Consider the following 15,257-nt stretch of genomic DNA (forward strand, 5'->3'; position numbering starts at 1 on the left):
AGAGAAATAACGCTCGGTGGTATGGAGACATGCGTGCCCCTCACACGGAAGAATTCCAGCCGCATGAGGGGGATAAAAAGGAAGTTGCGATCTAAGGGTACCCCCGTGTCCTTTGGCGACGACGCATCAAGAAGTAAACCGCAGGCACCACAAACATCGACAGCAATGGCGCGGTAATCATTCCACCGACCATGGGCGCAGCAATGCGCTGCATCACCTCAGAGCCAGTTCCACTGCCCCACATGATCGGAAACAAGCCCGCCAAGATGACTGCCACCGTCATGGCCTTGGGACGCACGCGCAGCACCGCCCCTTCGCGGATCGCGTCCAGCAGGTCTTCTGTGCTGGCTTTACCCTGCGCGAGGCGCTCATCCCACGCATGTTTGAGGTACAGCAGCATGATGACCCCGAACTCTGCCGACACCCCGGCCAGCGCAATGAAGCCCACGGCCCCAGCCACCGACAGGTTGTAGCCCAGCAGATACAGTAGCCAGATGCCCCCCACCAGGGCGAAGGGCAGCGTTGCCATGATGAGCAGGGCTTCATCAAACCGCTTGAAGGTCAGGTACAGCAGCACAAAGATGATGAGCAGCGTGAACGGCACCACCACCTTGAGCTTGGCCGTGGCACGTTCCAGAAACTCGAACTGCCCCGACCAAGACACCGAATACCCGGCAGGCAGAGCCACCTTCTCGGCCACCGCCTTTTGCATGTCCTGCACCGCCGAACGCAAGTCACGCCCGCGAATGTCCACATACACCCAGCCTGAGAGTCGGGCGTTCTCGCTTCGCAGCATGGGTGGGCCGTCGGTGATGCGGATGTCGGCCACATCGGACAGCACCAGCCGTTGGCCGCTCTCCGAGACGATGGGCAGGACGCGCAGCTTCTCCAGCGAGTCACGGATTTCACGGGGATAGCGCATGTTGATGGGGAAGCGTTGCAGCCCCTCCACCGTCTCGCCGATGTTGTCGCCCCCCACGGCGGAGGTGATGACGGACTGCACATCCGCGATGTTCATCCCAAAGCGGGAGGCCGCATCGCGGTTGATGTTCACGTCCACATAACGCCCCCCCCGTCAGGCGTTCAGCCAAGGCGCTGCTGACGCCGGGCACGTCCTTCAGCGCTTTTTCGATCTCGCCGGTCAGGCGGTCGATGGTGGCCAGGTCGGTTCCGGCCACTTTGACCCCCACCGGGCTTTTGATGCCGGTGGCCAGCATGTCGATGCGGTTGCGGATCGGCGGCACCCAGATGTTGGCCAGGCCTGGCACTTTCACAATGCGGTCCAGCTCGTCCACCAACTTGTCCTGCGTCATGCCGGGCCGCCATTGGTCTTTAGGCTTGAACTGGATGGTGGTCTCGAACATTTCCATGGGGGCGGGGTCGGTGGCGGTTTCGGCACGGCCGGCCTTTCCGTATACGCTCAGCACCTCGGGCACCGTCTTGATAAGCCGGTCTGTCTGCTGCAGCAGCTCGCTGGCCTTGCCTGCGGACAAGCCCGGCAGCGCGGACGGCATGTAGAGCAAATCGCCTTCGTCCAGGCGCGGCATGAATTCACCGCCAATGTGCTGCAAAGGCCAGAAGCTCAGGCCCAGCAACAGCGCAGCCACTGCCAGCGTGGCCTTGGGCCAGTCCAGCACCGCGTTCAGCAGTGGGCGGTAGATCGCAATCAGGAAGCGATTCAGTGGGTTGGACTTCTCATCCGGGATACGGCCCCGAATCAGGTAGCCCATCAGCACCGGAATCAGCGTAACCGACAGTGCCGCTGCCGCTGCCATGGCGTAGGTCTTGGTGAATGCCAGCGGTGAGAACAAGCGGCCTTCCTGCGCTTCCAGCGTGAACACCGGAATGAAGGACAGCGTGATGATGAGCAGCGAGAAGAACAGCGCAGGGCCTACTTCAGCTGCCGACTCGCCAATCACCCGCCAGCGGGCATCCCCTACGAGCTTTTGGTCCGGGTGATTGTGGCTCCAGTGCTCCAGATGCTTGTGGGCGTTCTCGATCATCACCACCGCCGCATCGACCATGGCCCCGATGGCAATGGCAATACCCCCCAGCGACATGATGTTGGCGTTCACGCCCTGGTAGTGCATGACAATGAACGCAGCCAGGATGCCTAGCGGCAGTGACACGATGGCGACCAAGGCCGAACGCAGGTGGAACAGGAATATGAAGCAGACCACTGCCACCACCGCAAACTCTTCCAGCAGCTTGTAGCCCAGGTTCTCCACTGCCCGCTCGATCAGTCCGGAGCGGTCGTAAACGGGCACGATCTCCACCCCCTTGGGCAGGCTGGATTGCAGGCTCTTGAGCTTGGCCTTGACGGCGGCAATGGTCTCCAGCGCGTTCTTACCGGAACGCATCACGATCACGCCGCCTGCGGCCTCACCTTCGCCATCAAGTTCACCAATGCCCCGGCGCATCTCTGGCCCGAGCTGGATACGCGCCACGTCGCCCAAACGGACTGACACGCCAGTCGCCGTAGTCATCAGCGGCACCTTGCGGAAGTCGTCCAGTGATTGCAGGTAGCCGCTGGCGCGCACCATGTATTCGGCTTCGCCCAGTTCCAGCACCGAGCCTCCGGCCTCCTGGTTGCCCTTCTGAATGGCCTCCACCACCTTGCTGTGCGGGATGCCGTAGGCAGCCAGTTTGTCGGGCTGCAGCACGATCTGGTACTGGCGCACCATGCCACCGATGGAGGCCACCTCAGCCACATTAGGCACGGTCTTGAGTTCGTACTTGAGGAACCAGTCTTGCAGGGCACGAAGTTGCGAGGCGTCCTGCGTGCCGCTGCGGTCCACCAGGGAATACTGGTAGATCCAGCCCACCCCGGTAGCATCCGGGCCGAGTGTGGCCTTGGCTCCGGGTGGCAGGCGGGATTGCACCTGGTTCAGGTACTCCAGCACACGAGAGCGTGCCCAGTACAAGTCTGTGCCATCCTCAAACAGCACGTAGACAAACGAATCACCAAAAAACGAGTAGCCGCGCACCGTCTTGGCCCCCGGCACCGACAGCATGGTGGTCGTCAGCGGGTAGGTGATCTGGTTCTCGACAATGCGCGGCGCCTGCCCCGGATAGGTCGTGCGGATAATGACCTGTACGTCCGACAGGTCCGGCAAGGCATCGAGGGGTGTGCGGATCACGGAATAGACGCCCCAGGCCGCAACGATCAAGGTCGCCAGCAGTACCAGAAAGCGGTTGCCTATAGACCAGCGGATGAGCTTGGCAATCATGGTTTGCTCCCAGCTGGTTTGGCGGTGGCCGCTTTGGGCTCCGGTGCCATGGCGCTCACGCGGGTGAGCTGTGGCAAGCCTTCCGCATCCATGTAGAACTCGAAGCTCACCTTGTCGCCAGGCTCCAGATTGCGCGGCTTACCACTGGCAGGCAGCTTGAAATCCATGGTCATCGCACCCCATTTGAGGGACGGGATGGGGCCATGCGCGAGCGTGATGCTGTCTTGGCCAATGGCCTCAATCTTGGCTTCGCCATCATGGCGCGGTGCCGTGTTGGCCGTGCTTGGCTTGGGGGCATCGTTCAAACGTGCTTCCACACCTTTGAGGCTGGCTTCCGAGTCGACCAGGAACTGGGACGATACCACCACGCGCTGCCCCATTTGCAGGCCGCGTTTGATCTCGGTCTGGCCATTGCTTTCGATGCCGGTTTCCACCTCAACCGGACGGAACTTGCCTTTGTCCTCGGCTAGCATGACCACCACACGCTTGCCGGTCTGGATCACGGCTTCCGTGGGAATCAGCAAGGACTTCTCTGCCCGCATGTCCATGAACTGCATGTTGACGAACATGCCGGGCACCAGCAGGTTGCCGGGGTTGGCCAGTTCCACGCGGGCCTTGAGCGTGCGGGTGACCGCGTTCACCTCGGGCAATATCGCTTGCACCGTGCCGCGCAGGGCCGTGCCGGGGGCAGCGGCGCTGCTGGCCTGCACCTTGGTACCGGGGCGAATCAGGGCCGCCTGGCTTTCTGGTACTTCGGCATTGGCCCACACGCTGCCCAGACCGTTGATACGGAACAGCGTCGCGCCCGGCATCACCGTCATGCCTTCGCGGGCCATCAGTTCCACCACCACACCACCTATTGGTGCGGTCAGAGTGATGCGGGCCTGGGTTTTGCCGCTGCTTTCCACCAGGCGAATCTGTTCATTGCTCATGCCCACCTGGCGCATGCGCTGGCGGGCGCCATCGACCAACGGTGCCAGGTCTGTGCCATGCATGCGCCGCACCGACAGAAATTCCTCTTGTGCCGCAATCCAGTCGGGCACGTAGAGTTCGGCCAAAGGCTGCCCTTTGCTCACGCGGTCCAGCGTTGCGCGCACATGCAGGCGCTCGATGTAGCCGGTGGCACGGGCTTGCACAAAGGCCTGGTCGCGTTCATTGAAGGCGATGTTTCCTACCGCAGAGACCTGCGGCGACAGCAGGCCATCAGTGACTTCGGCAGTCCGCACCCCGAGGTTCTGCTGGATGCGCGGACTGACCGTGACTTTGCTGCCGTCGCTGCCAGCGTCCCCGTCTGCGTAGACCGGCACCATCATCATGTCCATAAAGGGGGACTTGCCGGGCTTATCGAACTTGTTGCCCGGCACCATGGGGTCGTGGTAGTACAGCACTTTGCGGCCGGTGGCTGGGTCCACATCACCGGCCTTGATGCCTTTTTCGATATGGCGGCGAGTGGCGTCTTCGCCTTCGGCAACGCTTTGGGGGACTGCGCCGGGCGCAACGCTTCCCGTTGCGGCTGCTCCTGCTGACGGGGCGGAGGAAGTAGCCATGCCCATGCCGCGCTGCATGCCAATGGTGTAGAAACCGTAACCGCTTGCGGCGAGTACGCTCGCACCGACCAGGCCCACCAGCAGTGGTTTAAGTTTTGTCATGTTATTTCTCCGTTGCTGTTGTTGTGGGGAGTGAGGGCAGGCGTGGCTCCGTAGTCGTTTGGTGCTCCGCAGGAATCAGGTACTCCAGTTGCGCCCACAGAGCGGCGGCTTCCATCTCCAGACGCAGGCGATCCATCTGGGTGTCGATGGCCATGCGCCGTGCTTCCAGCACCACCGTGAGCGGGCCACTGCCTCCCCGGTAGGCGGCTATCGCGGCACGGGTGCGTTCAGCCGCCAGCGGAATCAGAGCGCTGTCGTATTGCGCCAAACGCTCACGGTTGCTTTGCCACTCCTGCAACCACATGCGGGTATCTGCAACATGTTCCCGTGTGGCCTCCTCACGCTGGGCACGCATCTGCTCAGCGATGGCCAGCTTGGCGGAGAGCTCCCGGTCTTGTCGGTTCTTTTGATCCCACTGCAACGGGACGGAGACATTGACCGACACCATGTTTGAGTAAGCCGGGCCGCGTTGGCTGTACATCAACTCCACGCTCCAATCAGCGCGCTTGTTGCTCTGTGCGATATCCGCATCGGCGCGTGCCACCTGTTCCTGCTTGGTCATCAAGGCAATTTCAGGATGGTGTGCCAACTGGCTGTCCAGGCTGGACAGGTCAAGGTGGACGGACTGCAAGCTGGGGGGAGTGTCCAGTGCCTGGGCGGCATCGTCCCCAACCCATCGTGCCAGCCTGATCTTGGCCGTGCCGATCTGCTTCTCTGTCTGGCGGATGCGGTCATCTATCTGCGCCACCATCGAGCGTGCGGCGAACACATCCGCTTGGGTTCCACGCCCGCCACGGTAAGCTGCATCGGCGGCTTCGATCTGCAAGCCCGCCTCGGTCCGCTGGGTGCGCAACACGTCGAGCATGCGCTCCTGGTAGTAGCGGTCCAGCCATGCCATCGCGGTGTCGCGCCGCAAGTTGGCAAGGGCTACGGCACGGCTGGCCTCCGCAGCCTCTGCTTCACGGTTGAAACGTGCAGAGCGGACCTTGAGCTTGTCGCTCCGCGTGATCTCCTGCATCACGCCGACCGAGCGCATGGTCATGAAGTCCTGCGTCAGGCTGAAACGGTCTTCGCCGTTGATCGGCAAGTTGTTGACGCCAAATTTGAGCGTGGGGTCAGGCAGTTGCCCGGCAGCAAGGCCCATTTCGCGTGATGCGGTGGCGGCGGCATCTTGGGCGGTGAGCTGGCGCGACCGACTTTCGGCAAGCTGCAAAGCCCGGTCGAGGGACAGAACCGGCCCTGCATGCGCAGCATGGCCGATCCAAAGAATGGCATTGATAAAAATGCCGAGTAGGATTTTTTTCACTCTAAATCTCCAGCAAAACACAAAGCGTCCGCAAAATGCGGACGGACTTAGGCTAGGGAGATCAGAGGATGGGCGGTTTTACAGGCTGTCCGGGATGTGTGCTGGCTAAAAATGCCTGCAATCCAACGTAGTGCGCTGCGGATGTAGCGGGAACGTGCGGCGTGATCTCGCCAGAAAAGATCGCAACGGATAGAGCGCACACCAACTCACATGATGCCGTGCTCTTACAACATCCACCTTGGTCTGAGGCGGTACTGTTCGCATCTTCATGGCAAGGCATTGCACCTTGCTCTGTTGCCATGGCCATGTTGTCCATCCGGAGGCGTGCGTAGCTCGCCGCAAAACTTTGCAGTGGCAACAAGCAAACCAAGAGAATCAACAGAAGTCGACGCATGTTTCACATGGTAGTGCAATCACAAGCCACCAGCAATCTTCTGGCTAAAGCAGGATAGTGTGCCAAATTCAATCTCCACGGCGCAGGCGAAGAGCATTGCCGATCACCGAAGCTGAACTGAAGCTCATGGCAAGCGCAGCGATCAGCGGGGACAGCAGCCAGCCAGTCAAGGGATACAGCACTCCGGCCGCCACAGGAATCCCCAGTGCGTTGTACAGAAAAGCAAACAGCAGGTTCTGCTTCATGTTGCTTACAGTATCCTGCGAGAGCGTGCGAGCTACCGCTATCCCGCGCAAATCACCTTTCACGAGAGTCACTTGGGCGCTGTTCATGGCTACGTCGGTGCCAGTTCCCATGGCAATACCGACATCGGCCTTGGCTAGTGCTGGTGCGTCATTAATGCCATCACCCGCCATTGCCACGATACGTCCTTGCTTTTGCAGCTGATCCACGAATGCTAATTTGTCTGCAGGCTTGACTTCACCGTGGACCTCGTCGATTCCAAGTCGTTCACCAACGGCGCGGGCAGTGGTCAAACCGTCACCGGTCGCCATGACGATACGCAGACCGGCAGCTTTGAGTGTGGCCAGAGCCTCGGGCGTGCTTGCCTTGATCGGATCAGATACGGCCAACAGACCTGCCAGCTGCCCGTCAACGGCCAGGTGCATCACGCTTGCTCCCTCTGATCGCAAAGACTCCGCCTGTGATACGAGTGCCTTGACAGCCACGCCAAGTTGCTCCATCAATGCCGTGTTGCCGAGGGCCAGTTGTCGTCCTCCGACCTGACCTCGCACGCCAATTCCTGAGCTCGACTCAAAGTTCTCCGGCTTGTCCAAAGACAGATGACGATCACGGGCCGCGCGAACGATGGCATCAGCCAGTGGGTGTTCGCTGCCCTGGTCCAGGCTGGCAGCGAGGCGTAGCACCTCTGTTTCTTCAAAACCCGGCGCGGCCACTGCGCGATCAAAAGCCGGTTTTCCCTCTGTCAGCGTGCCAGTTTTATCAATGATCAAGGTATCAATTTTTCTCAGATTCTCGATTGCCGCCGCATCACGGAAAAGAACGCCATGAGTGGCACCGCGCCCCGTAGCGACCATGATCGACATCGGTGTTGCCAGGCCAAGTGCGCATGGGCAAGCAATGATCAAAACCGCCACTGCGTTAATCAGGGCGTAAACCCAGCTGGGCTCGGGCCCAAACAGACCCCAAGCAAAAAAAGTGAGCAAGGCAACGCTGACAACGGCCATCACGAACCAGCCCGCCACGGTGTCAGCCATTCGTTGCATCGGCGCTTTGGAGCGTTGCGCTTGGGCCACCATTTGAACGATTTGCGACAGCATGGTGGCTGAGCCGACTTTTTCAGACCGCATCACGAGAGCACCGTTGGTGTTGAGCGTTGCTCCGATCACCTTGTCGCCAACTCGCTTAGACACTGGTACAGGTTCACCGGTCAGCATGGATTCATCGACTGCACTACTGCCCTCTGTCACTTCCCCATCAACTGGAACCTTTTCACCGGGGCGAATGCGCAGCAAGTCGCCCACATGCACATGCGTCAAAGGGACATCTTCCTCAGAGCCATCAGGGTACAGGCGACGTGCCGTCTTGGGGGCCAGCCCGAGAAGTGATTTGATGGCCGCAGAAGTCTGAGAACGAGCCTTAAGTTCAAGAACTTGCCCCAACAGGGTCAGTGAAATGATGACAGCCGTTGCTTCGAAATACACGGCGACTCGGCCCATCGAGATAAAGGAGTCTGGAAATACATGCGGTGCCACAGTGGCAACCACGCTGTATACAAAGGCGGCACCAGTGCCCAGGCCAATCAGTGTCCACATGTTTGGACTACGGTTCACAACAGATTGCCAGCCTCGTGAGAAAAATGGCCAGCCTGCCCACATGACAATTGGCAGGGATAGCGCAAATTCGATCCAGCTTTGCACAGCCATGTCGAACCAGTTCAACCGGTGGCCGGCCATTGCCAAAAAAGTCACCACGATGGTGAGTGGGAGCGTCCACCAAAAGCGTCGCTGGAAGTCATGCAACTCGGGGTTTTCGTCTTCCTCCAACTCTGGCAAAAGCGGCTCGAGTGTCATGCCGCACTTGGGACAATTGCCTGGATGGTCCTGACGGATTTCAGGATGCATAGGACAGGTATAGGCTGTTCCTGATGCCGCAGGTGAAGTGGGCGACTTGTCGGTGCGTTCTTCCATGTACTGCATGGGGTCGGCATCAAACTTCGCTTTGCACTTAGTCCCGCAAAAGAAAAACATCCTTCCCATGTGGACAGACCGGCATTCAGACTGGTCGGTTACCGTCATTCCACAAACTGGATCCTTCAGGTTTGAAGGATTGGAATTACCCGTGCCCAAAGGCAAAGCAGATTCGCCATGACTATTCGGCCTATGACGAATGTGCCCATGGTCATGCGTGTGATGATTGCTTTGATGTACGTTCATAGTATGCCCATAGTCGTAGCCACATCCTTTACCCAATCGATGCCATGCCCTTTTATTACGTCGATTCAGACTTAACTATTTTTGGATAGATCTGTGGGTGAACTGATCCTCGGGAAAAAGCGCGGAGTCTTTTCAGCGTAGCGCTTGTACGTATCACCAAAATGCGATTGCATCTCTACTTCCTCAGCAACTGACAGCCGTCCGTACATGATCAGAAGAATCGGAAACATGACTAAAGTCAGCAAAGTGGGCCACTGCAAGAGGAAGCCGAAAAGAATCATCACAAAGGCCACGTATTGCGGGTGCCGAACTCGTGCGTAAGGACCGCTGGTTGCCAAAGAGTTGTGCCGCTGAGCGTGGTACAGCACATTCCAAGCTGTTGAAAGCAAATAAAAGCCATAGCCTAGGAAGATGTAACTGGCGATATGCAGAACCCCAAAATGTGGATCTCCTTTCTCTCCAAGCAGCGTCGACCACAGATGCCCCGAGTTGTGGGAGAGCAAATCAAGTCCTGGGAAACGAGTTTGGAGCCAACCCGACAACAGGTAAATGGTCAGCGGAAAACCATACATTTCCACAAATAAAGCCACGACAAACGCCGCGAAGGCACTGAAGGTTCTCCAATCTCGCGCCGTATTTGGTTTGAAAAAGCTGAATGCGAACATGATGAATATCGCTGAGTTCAAGATAACCAGCGACCACAAGCCGTAAGCTGATTCACTGTGGTTCATGACGACTCTCCCGGCTTTCCTGACTCGGAATTACTCTTCGACTCCGAATGGCTGCGTCCCCGGTGATGTCCATGACCACCGTGCATGAATACATGCATCAGCGGACAAGCCAGAAGAAGCAGAAATGGTAAAGCGCCGACGACATGCGCCAAGTGCTCAGTTAATAGAAAGTAGGCCGCTATGCCACCAATGACCAATAGTCCAATGGCGTAGCGTGAAGACCAAAAGCTTCTGGGCGTTTCGTGTCCCTCACGTTGGTGGTTCATAGCAGTTCTCCAAGAATTCGACAGGTTATTTGTTTTGTACAGGCATCCGGTCCATCATCATTTGCATCATGGACTCCATCATGTCCATTCGTTCTTCCATCATCTGTTGGCGATCAGTCATCTTGGAGTTTTTGGCCATTCCTGCAGACATACCGCCCATCTGCTTCATCATGGCCATTCCGTCCTGCATCAATTTCATGTGCTCCGCCATCAACGCTTGACGTTCTTCCGGAGTCTTTGCTGCCAAAAATTTTTCGTGCATGGTCTGCATGATTTTCATATGCTGATCCACTGCCACCATCTTGTCCGCCCCCACGGGACCAGAGGAAGGTTTCTGGACTGCAGTTGCAACGGGTTTGGTGCCAGCGGGGTGGTGATCTTTGTGCTCGTCAGCGTTTTGAGCCAGCGCGCCGAGCGACAGGGTGGCGACGCACAGTCCGATCAAATATTTGCGATTGCTGTTCATGAATTTCTCCTTCTGTGAGTTGTAAACGACTAATGTCGCCGATGTTTTACGCGACATTCAGCCACGGTACGCCAATACAGGGGTTTTTATCGCGCAGCTTGAATCTCGGTAACAACCATCTTTCCGCCTTCATTTACCACCATGAATTGAATCTTGTCGCCTGGCTTCACATTGGCGAGCAGCCCTTTGTCCTTGGCAGTGAAAACCATGGTCATACCAGGCATGTCCATGTGTTTGATGGGGCCGTGTTTGATGGTGACTTTGCCGACATCAAGGTCTACTTTCTTGACCTCACCTTCGGTCATCGACACAGCAGTCTGCGACATGTCCATCTTGCTATGATCCATGGTGGTCTGCGCCATGCTGCTCACAGGCAGAGCAATGCCCATGGCCAGGGCAGTAGCAGTGGTGATTTTTTGGATGATGTGCATGGTTATCCTCGTGGGTAGGTGTTGAAAACAGTGGTGCTGCCATCGCGCTGGATCAGCAGCACCTGATACGCATCGCGCCAGTTGTCGTAAGCGGGCCCATCCATGCCTGGCGACCCAATCGGCATGCCTGGCACTGACAGTCCCAAGGCTTTGGGCTTTGCTTTGAGCAAGCGTTGGATGTCTGCAGCGGGCACGTGACCCTCAATCACGTAGCCCTGGATCAAGGCCGTGTGACAAGAGCCGAATTTCTGCGGCATACCGAGACGTGCGCGTGCAGCGCTGTTACCTTGTTCAATGACTGTGGCTGCAAATTCGCTTTTTTCGAGGTGCGCAATCCAGTCTTTGCAGCAGCCGCAGTTGGGATCTTTCCAGACCTGCAAAGTTGCCGGTGCGGCGTAGGCGACCATGGTCGAAGGTGCCAGTACCATCACGGCGATACCGGCAAGCCAAGCGCGTCGGGTGGTCCGCGCGATTGAGTGCAGTCGGGACATAGGGCGCTCCTTGTTGATTGCTCAAACTATTTTTTGCTGACCTTGACTTGACCCTTCATACCGGCCTCGTAGTGCCCCGGCATCAGGCAAGCAAAGTTCACGGTGCCCGCTTTGGTGAACTGCCAGACGATTTCTCCCTGCTTTCCGGGAGCCAACGTGACCTTGCTTGGCTCATCGTGTTCCATGTCCGGGAACTTGCGCATCTGTTCCAAGTGTTCCAACAGCTCCTGCTGAGTGCCCAAACTCAGCTCGTGTTTGACCTGGCCCTTGTTTTTGACGATGAAACGAACCGTCTCACCTTGCTTGACCTGAATATCGGCGGGCGTATAGCGCATGTTGTCCGTCATCTCAACGGTGACGGTTCGGCTGGCCTTGCTGGCCACGCCGGGTTTCCCAATCGCGGTCTCGTCGCTGTCGTGGCCGTGGCCACCCGCATGGGTGCCACCGGCAAAGGCAGCACTGGACAAGGCCAACGCGGCGATCAATGTCAAAGGGCGAAGGGTGCGGGTCATCTGAATCATTACAAGGTCTCCTGGGTTAAATGAAAGCGGGTCAGTGGTTGTCATGGCCACCGCTGGGTTTGCGCACCTTCACTTCCGTTGGGGTGAGCGGCTTCTGAGAGCGTGGCATGGATTGCCCGCCTTCCGACTTGAAACGGGCCGGTTCGGCGAGCGGCCCGGTGTATTCGTGCGCCACCGTGCCCTCCGGGTGCTTGAACCACCCCGGATTGCTGTAGTCACCAGACTTTTGGTCACGACGTACCTTGAGCACGCTGAACATGCCGCCCATCTCGACCGAGCCGAACGGGCCCTCGCCGGTCATCATGGGCGCGGTGTTGTCAGGAATGGGCATTTCCATCTCGGTCATGTCGGCCATGCCACGCTCGCCCATCACCATGTAGTCGGGAATCAAGGAATTAATCTTCTTGGCGATCCCACGATGATCGACTCCGATGAGCGTGGGCACGTTGTGGCCCATGGCATTCATAGTGTGGTGGCTCTTGTGGCAATGGAAGGCCCAGTCGCCTTCCTCGTCGGCGAGAAATTCGATCTGCCGCATTTGGCCGACCGCGACATCGGTGGTGACCTCGTACCAGCGAGTGCTCTTGGGAGTTGGCCCGCCATCTGTGCCAGTGACGAGAAACTCGTGCCCGTGCAGGTGGATCGGGTGGTTGGTCATCGTCAGGTTGCCGATACGAATGCGAACCTTGTCGTTCAACCGCACATTTAATGAATCGATGCCGGGGAAGATTCGGCTGTTCCAGCTCCACAGGTTGAAGTCCAGCATCGTCATGATCTTGGGCGTGTAGCTCCCAGGGTCGATGTCGTAGGCGTTGAGCAGAAAACAAAAATCCCGGTTCACATCATCGATCAACGGGTGCTTGGCTTTGGGGTGAGTGACCCAGAAGCCCATCATGCCCATGGCCATCTGCGTCATTTCATCCGCATGCGGGTGGTACATGAAGGTACCGGGGCGGCGCGCCACGAATTCATAGACGAACGTCTTGCCCGGCTGGATGGCAGGTTGGGTCAAACCGGCCACACCATCCATGCCACTGGGCAAGCGTTGACCATGCCAGTGGATACTGGTGTGCTCGGGGAGCTTGTTGGTGACGAAAATCCGCACGCGGTCGCCCTCGACCACTTCGATGGTGGGGCCGGGGCTTTGCCCGTTGTAGCCCCACAGGTGGGCCTTGAAGCCGGGGGCCATCTCGCGCACCACCGGTTCGGCCACCAAGTGAAACTCTTTTACGCCGTTGTTCATACGCCAGGGCAAAGTCCAACCGTTGAGTGTCACCACCGGGTTGTATGAGCGCCCAGTATTGGGCACCAGTGGCGGCATGGTGTCAGGGCTGGTTTGAATGACGGGCTCTGGCAAGGCTGCAAGTGCCACGCGGCTCACAGCACTGGCTGCAACTGCACCACCAGCGATACTGGCCAATCGGAAAAAATCTCTTCTGGATGTCATGACATTACTCTTGTGTTCAATGTCCAGCCGCGCCAGCGCTAGGCGCACTGGACATCACGGACAGGGAGGTCATAGTGGGGCGGCCGATCAACGACGCCTGCAAGGCTGCGTCCGCCAGCCAGAACTGTTGCTGCGCATTGATGGCGGCTGTCACGGTTCCAACCTGATCACGAGCGTCGGCCAGCAACTCGAAGACACCAATCAGCATGCCGTTGTAACGAAGTTGGTTTTCATCGGAGATCACACGGCGCACGGGCAGCACTTCATCCCGGTAATGCTTGGCCACATCAAATGATGTGCGATAGGCCGAATAACTCTCGCGCAAGTGCGAGCCCGACGCGCGCACCGTGGCCTCCAGTTGATTGGCCGCCGCGAGCGTGCGGGCATTCCACGCATCGCGCTGCATGCCGCCCCAGTCGAAAATTGGTAAGCGAACCGCCACCTCGAATCCGCGCGGTTCGGTTCGGGTTCCTGCGGCGTTGTCAAATACCGTATTGCGCCGCGCGGTCAACTCGATGTCGGTGAAACTGGTGATGATGTTCAAGCCTTGTGCCTTGCCCGCGCCAGCCAGTGCGCTTTGCGCCAAACGAATGTCCAGACGACCATTCGTCGCCAATGCGCCTACCGTATTTGGTTCGAGCGGCGCTTTGGGCAAATCGGGCAGACGTTCGGACAGTTGGAGTTGTTGCGCCTGCGCCTCATCAAGCCCCAGCAAACGAATCAGTTCCTCCCGGCTCGCGGTCGCTTGGTGTTGGGCAGTCGCCAGGCGGGTAGCGGCATCGGCATAGAAAGATTGCTCACGGGCACGACTGATGCGATTGAAGTTGCCTACCGACTGCATGCGCCGCGCGAGTTCGGCACCGGCCTCGGCGCTTTCAAACACCTGTCGCGCGTAGCTCAGGGCCTGCTGAGCCGCCACGGCACGCACCCAGGCTTGGCGTACCTGTGTCACGCGATCCACCACCTCAGCAGAAAGACGCAATTGCGCCTGCTCGATGCGGCGCTCGGCGATGCCCGTGCGGGCAGGCAAGGTCAAGAGATCCAGCAGACCAAACGAGAGCGAGCGTGCCAACTCCAGCTCATCACCAACCACCATGCGCTCAAAACTGAAGATGGGGTTGGCAATGCGGCCGACCTGTGCGGCGTCGGCGGACTCCGCCCAACCTTGCGCCAGCAGGGCTTGCAAGGCGTGGCTGTTGGTCAATGCGAGCTGCACAGCTTCTTTCTGCCCAAGGGGTTTTGCCAGCAATTGGGCAGCGAGCTGTGCGCGTTGCTCACGTTCCTGATTGCTTTGGGCCAAGCTCAATTGCCCGTCAGTGAAGCCGGTGGTCTCGGTATTGACGCGGTTCACGTTCTGCTCAAGGCTGACGCTGGCACAGCCAGACAAAACCCCGATAGCAACCACGGACACCGCCAGCTTGGCGCGATGAGATGAGAGCAAGCGCTTCATTGCTTGCCTCCCTCATGGTGACCGGCGTGCGGATTGGCCGCCGGTGGCGTATCGGGCGCTGACTGTCCAGTTGCGGCTTCCTTGGCGTAGGCGCGCCAGCCGCCAATCCGACCAACCCGGTCATTGGCCTCACGCCAGGACTGCACCGCCTGATCGGTGTAGCCCTGATAACTCGCCAATGCAGAGGTGTACTGCAGCTTGGTCGGCGATGGATTGACCTGATTTTTCTCCGCAGGAGCAGCCAATACCACACCGGTAGCCAGCAAGCTGAGCCACGGCACCAGGCTTCTGAACAGGGACGAAGGGTTGAGCATCACCGCAGGCTCCTTTCAATGTATGGGTAATTGAAGGGAGTTTGGACCTTCGCCCCTGTCGGGAAGGTGAGTCGAAGATGACATTTCTGTCATCTTGCTGCCATA

The 15,257-nt window shown here is 58.5% G+C and carries 12 protein-coding genes and 1 pseudogene; all 13 read right to left on the reverse strand.

Translation table 11 applies throughout. The features are described 5' to 3' along the window. Positions 1–91: 91 nt before the first annotated feature. The 13 genes and pseudogenes from PYV55_RS14250 to PYV55_RS14310 all read right to left on the reverse strand — a co-directional run bounded on the left by PYV55_RS14250 (position 92) and on the right by PYV55_RS14310 (position 15,152). Positions 92–3,230 (reverse strand): annotated as a pseudogene (locus PYV55_RS14250) (efflux RND transporter permease subunit). Next, positions 3,227–4,879: an efflux RND transporter periplasmic adaptor subunit gene (locus PYV55_RS14255; protein ID WP_275852485.1), complete on the reverse strand. Its 1,653-nt coding sequence runs from the start codon at positions 4,877–4,879 to the stop codon at positions 3,227–3,229. Before PYV55_RS14255 ends, PYV55_RS14250 begins: the two are co-directional and overlap by 4 nt. Position 4,880: 1 nt before the next feature. Continuing rightward, a complete protein-coding gene (locus tag PYV55_RS14260) occupies positions 4,881–6,185 on the reverse strand; it encodes a TolC family protein (protein WP_275852488.1) in 1,305 nt (434 codons plus the stop codon). A 462-nt stretch (positions 6,186–6,647) separates the two neighbouring features. Further along, a complete protein-coding gene (locus PYV55_RS14265; RefSeq protein WP_407066813.1) occupies positions 6,648–9,035 on the reverse strand; it encodes a heavy metal translocating P-type ATPase in 2,388 nt (795 codons plus the stop codon). A gap of 71 nt (positions 9,036–9,106) precedes the next feature. Next, complete coding sequence (locus PYV55_RS14270; RefSeq protein ID WP_275852491.1) at positions 9,107–9,766, reverse strand: methyltransferase family protein; 660 nt, start codon at positions 9,764–9,766, stop codon at positions 9,107–9,109. Beyond that, on the reverse strand, positions 9,763–10,032 hold the full coding sequence (locus tag PYV55_RS14275; protein WP_275852494.1) for a DUF2933 domain-containing protein: 270 nt from the start codon (positions 10,030–10,032) through the stop codon (positions 9,763–9,765). Before PYV55_RS14275 ends, PYV55_RS14270 begins: the two co-directional genes overlap by 4 nt. A 25-nt stretch (positions 10,033–10,057) precedes the next feature. Beyond that, positions 10,058–10,498, reverse strand: a complete 441-nt coding sequence (locus PYV55_RS14280; protein ID WP_275852496.1) for a hypothetical protein — start codon at positions 10,496–10,498, stop codon at positions 10,058–10,060. An 86-nt stretch (positions 10,499–10,584) separates the two neighbouring features. Continuing rightward, positions 10,585–10,929, reverse strand: a complete 345-nt coding sequence (locus PYV55_RS14285; RefSeq protein WP_275852498.1) for a copper-binding protein — start codon at positions 10,927–10,929, stop codon at positions 10,585–10,587. Positions 10,930–10,931: 2 nt separating this feature from the next. Then, positions 10,932–11,420 (reverse strand): DUF411 domain-containing protein, encoded by a 489-nt coding sequence (locus PYV55_RS14290; protein ID WP_407066814.1) that lies wholly within the window; start codon positions 11,418–11,420, stop codon positions 10,932–10,934. 26 nt (positions 11,421–11,446) lie between these two features. Next, positions 11,447–11,932, reverse strand: coding sequence for a cupredoxin domain-containing protein (locus tag PYV55_RS14295; protein ID WP_275852821.1), 486 nt, complete (start codon positions 11,930–11,932; stop codon positions 11,447–11,449). Between the two features lie 40 nt (positions 11,933–11,972). Beyond that, positions 11,973–13,388: a multicopper oxidase family protein gene (locus tag PYV55_RS14300; protein ID WP_275852500.1), complete on the reverse strand. Its 1,416-nt coding sequence runs from the start codon at positions 13,386–13,388 to the stop codon at positions 11,973–11,975. Positions 13,389–13,404: 16 nt separating this feature from the next. Continuing rightward, a complete protein-coding gene (locus tag PYV55_RS14305; protein ID WP_275852503.1) occupies positions 13,405–14,838 on the reverse strand; it encodes a TolC family protein in 1,434 nt (477 codons plus the stop codon). Further along, positions 14,835–15,152 carry a hypothetical protein gene (locus PYV55_RS14310; RefSeq protein WP_275852823.1) on the reverse strand — a complete coding sequence of 106 codons (318 nt, stop codon included), beginning with the start codon at positions 15,150–15,152 and terminating at the stop codon, positions 14,835–14,837. Before PYV55_RS14310 ends, PYV55_RS14305 begins: the two co-directional genes overlap by 4 nt. Positions 15,153–15,257: the final 105 nt, after the last annotated feature.

Source organism: Extensimonas soli (assembly GCF_029211265.1).
In the GTDB taxonomy this organism is placed as follows: Bacteria; Pseudomonadota; Gammaproteobacteria; order Burkholderiales; family Burkholderiaceae_C; genus Extensimonas; species Extensimonas soli.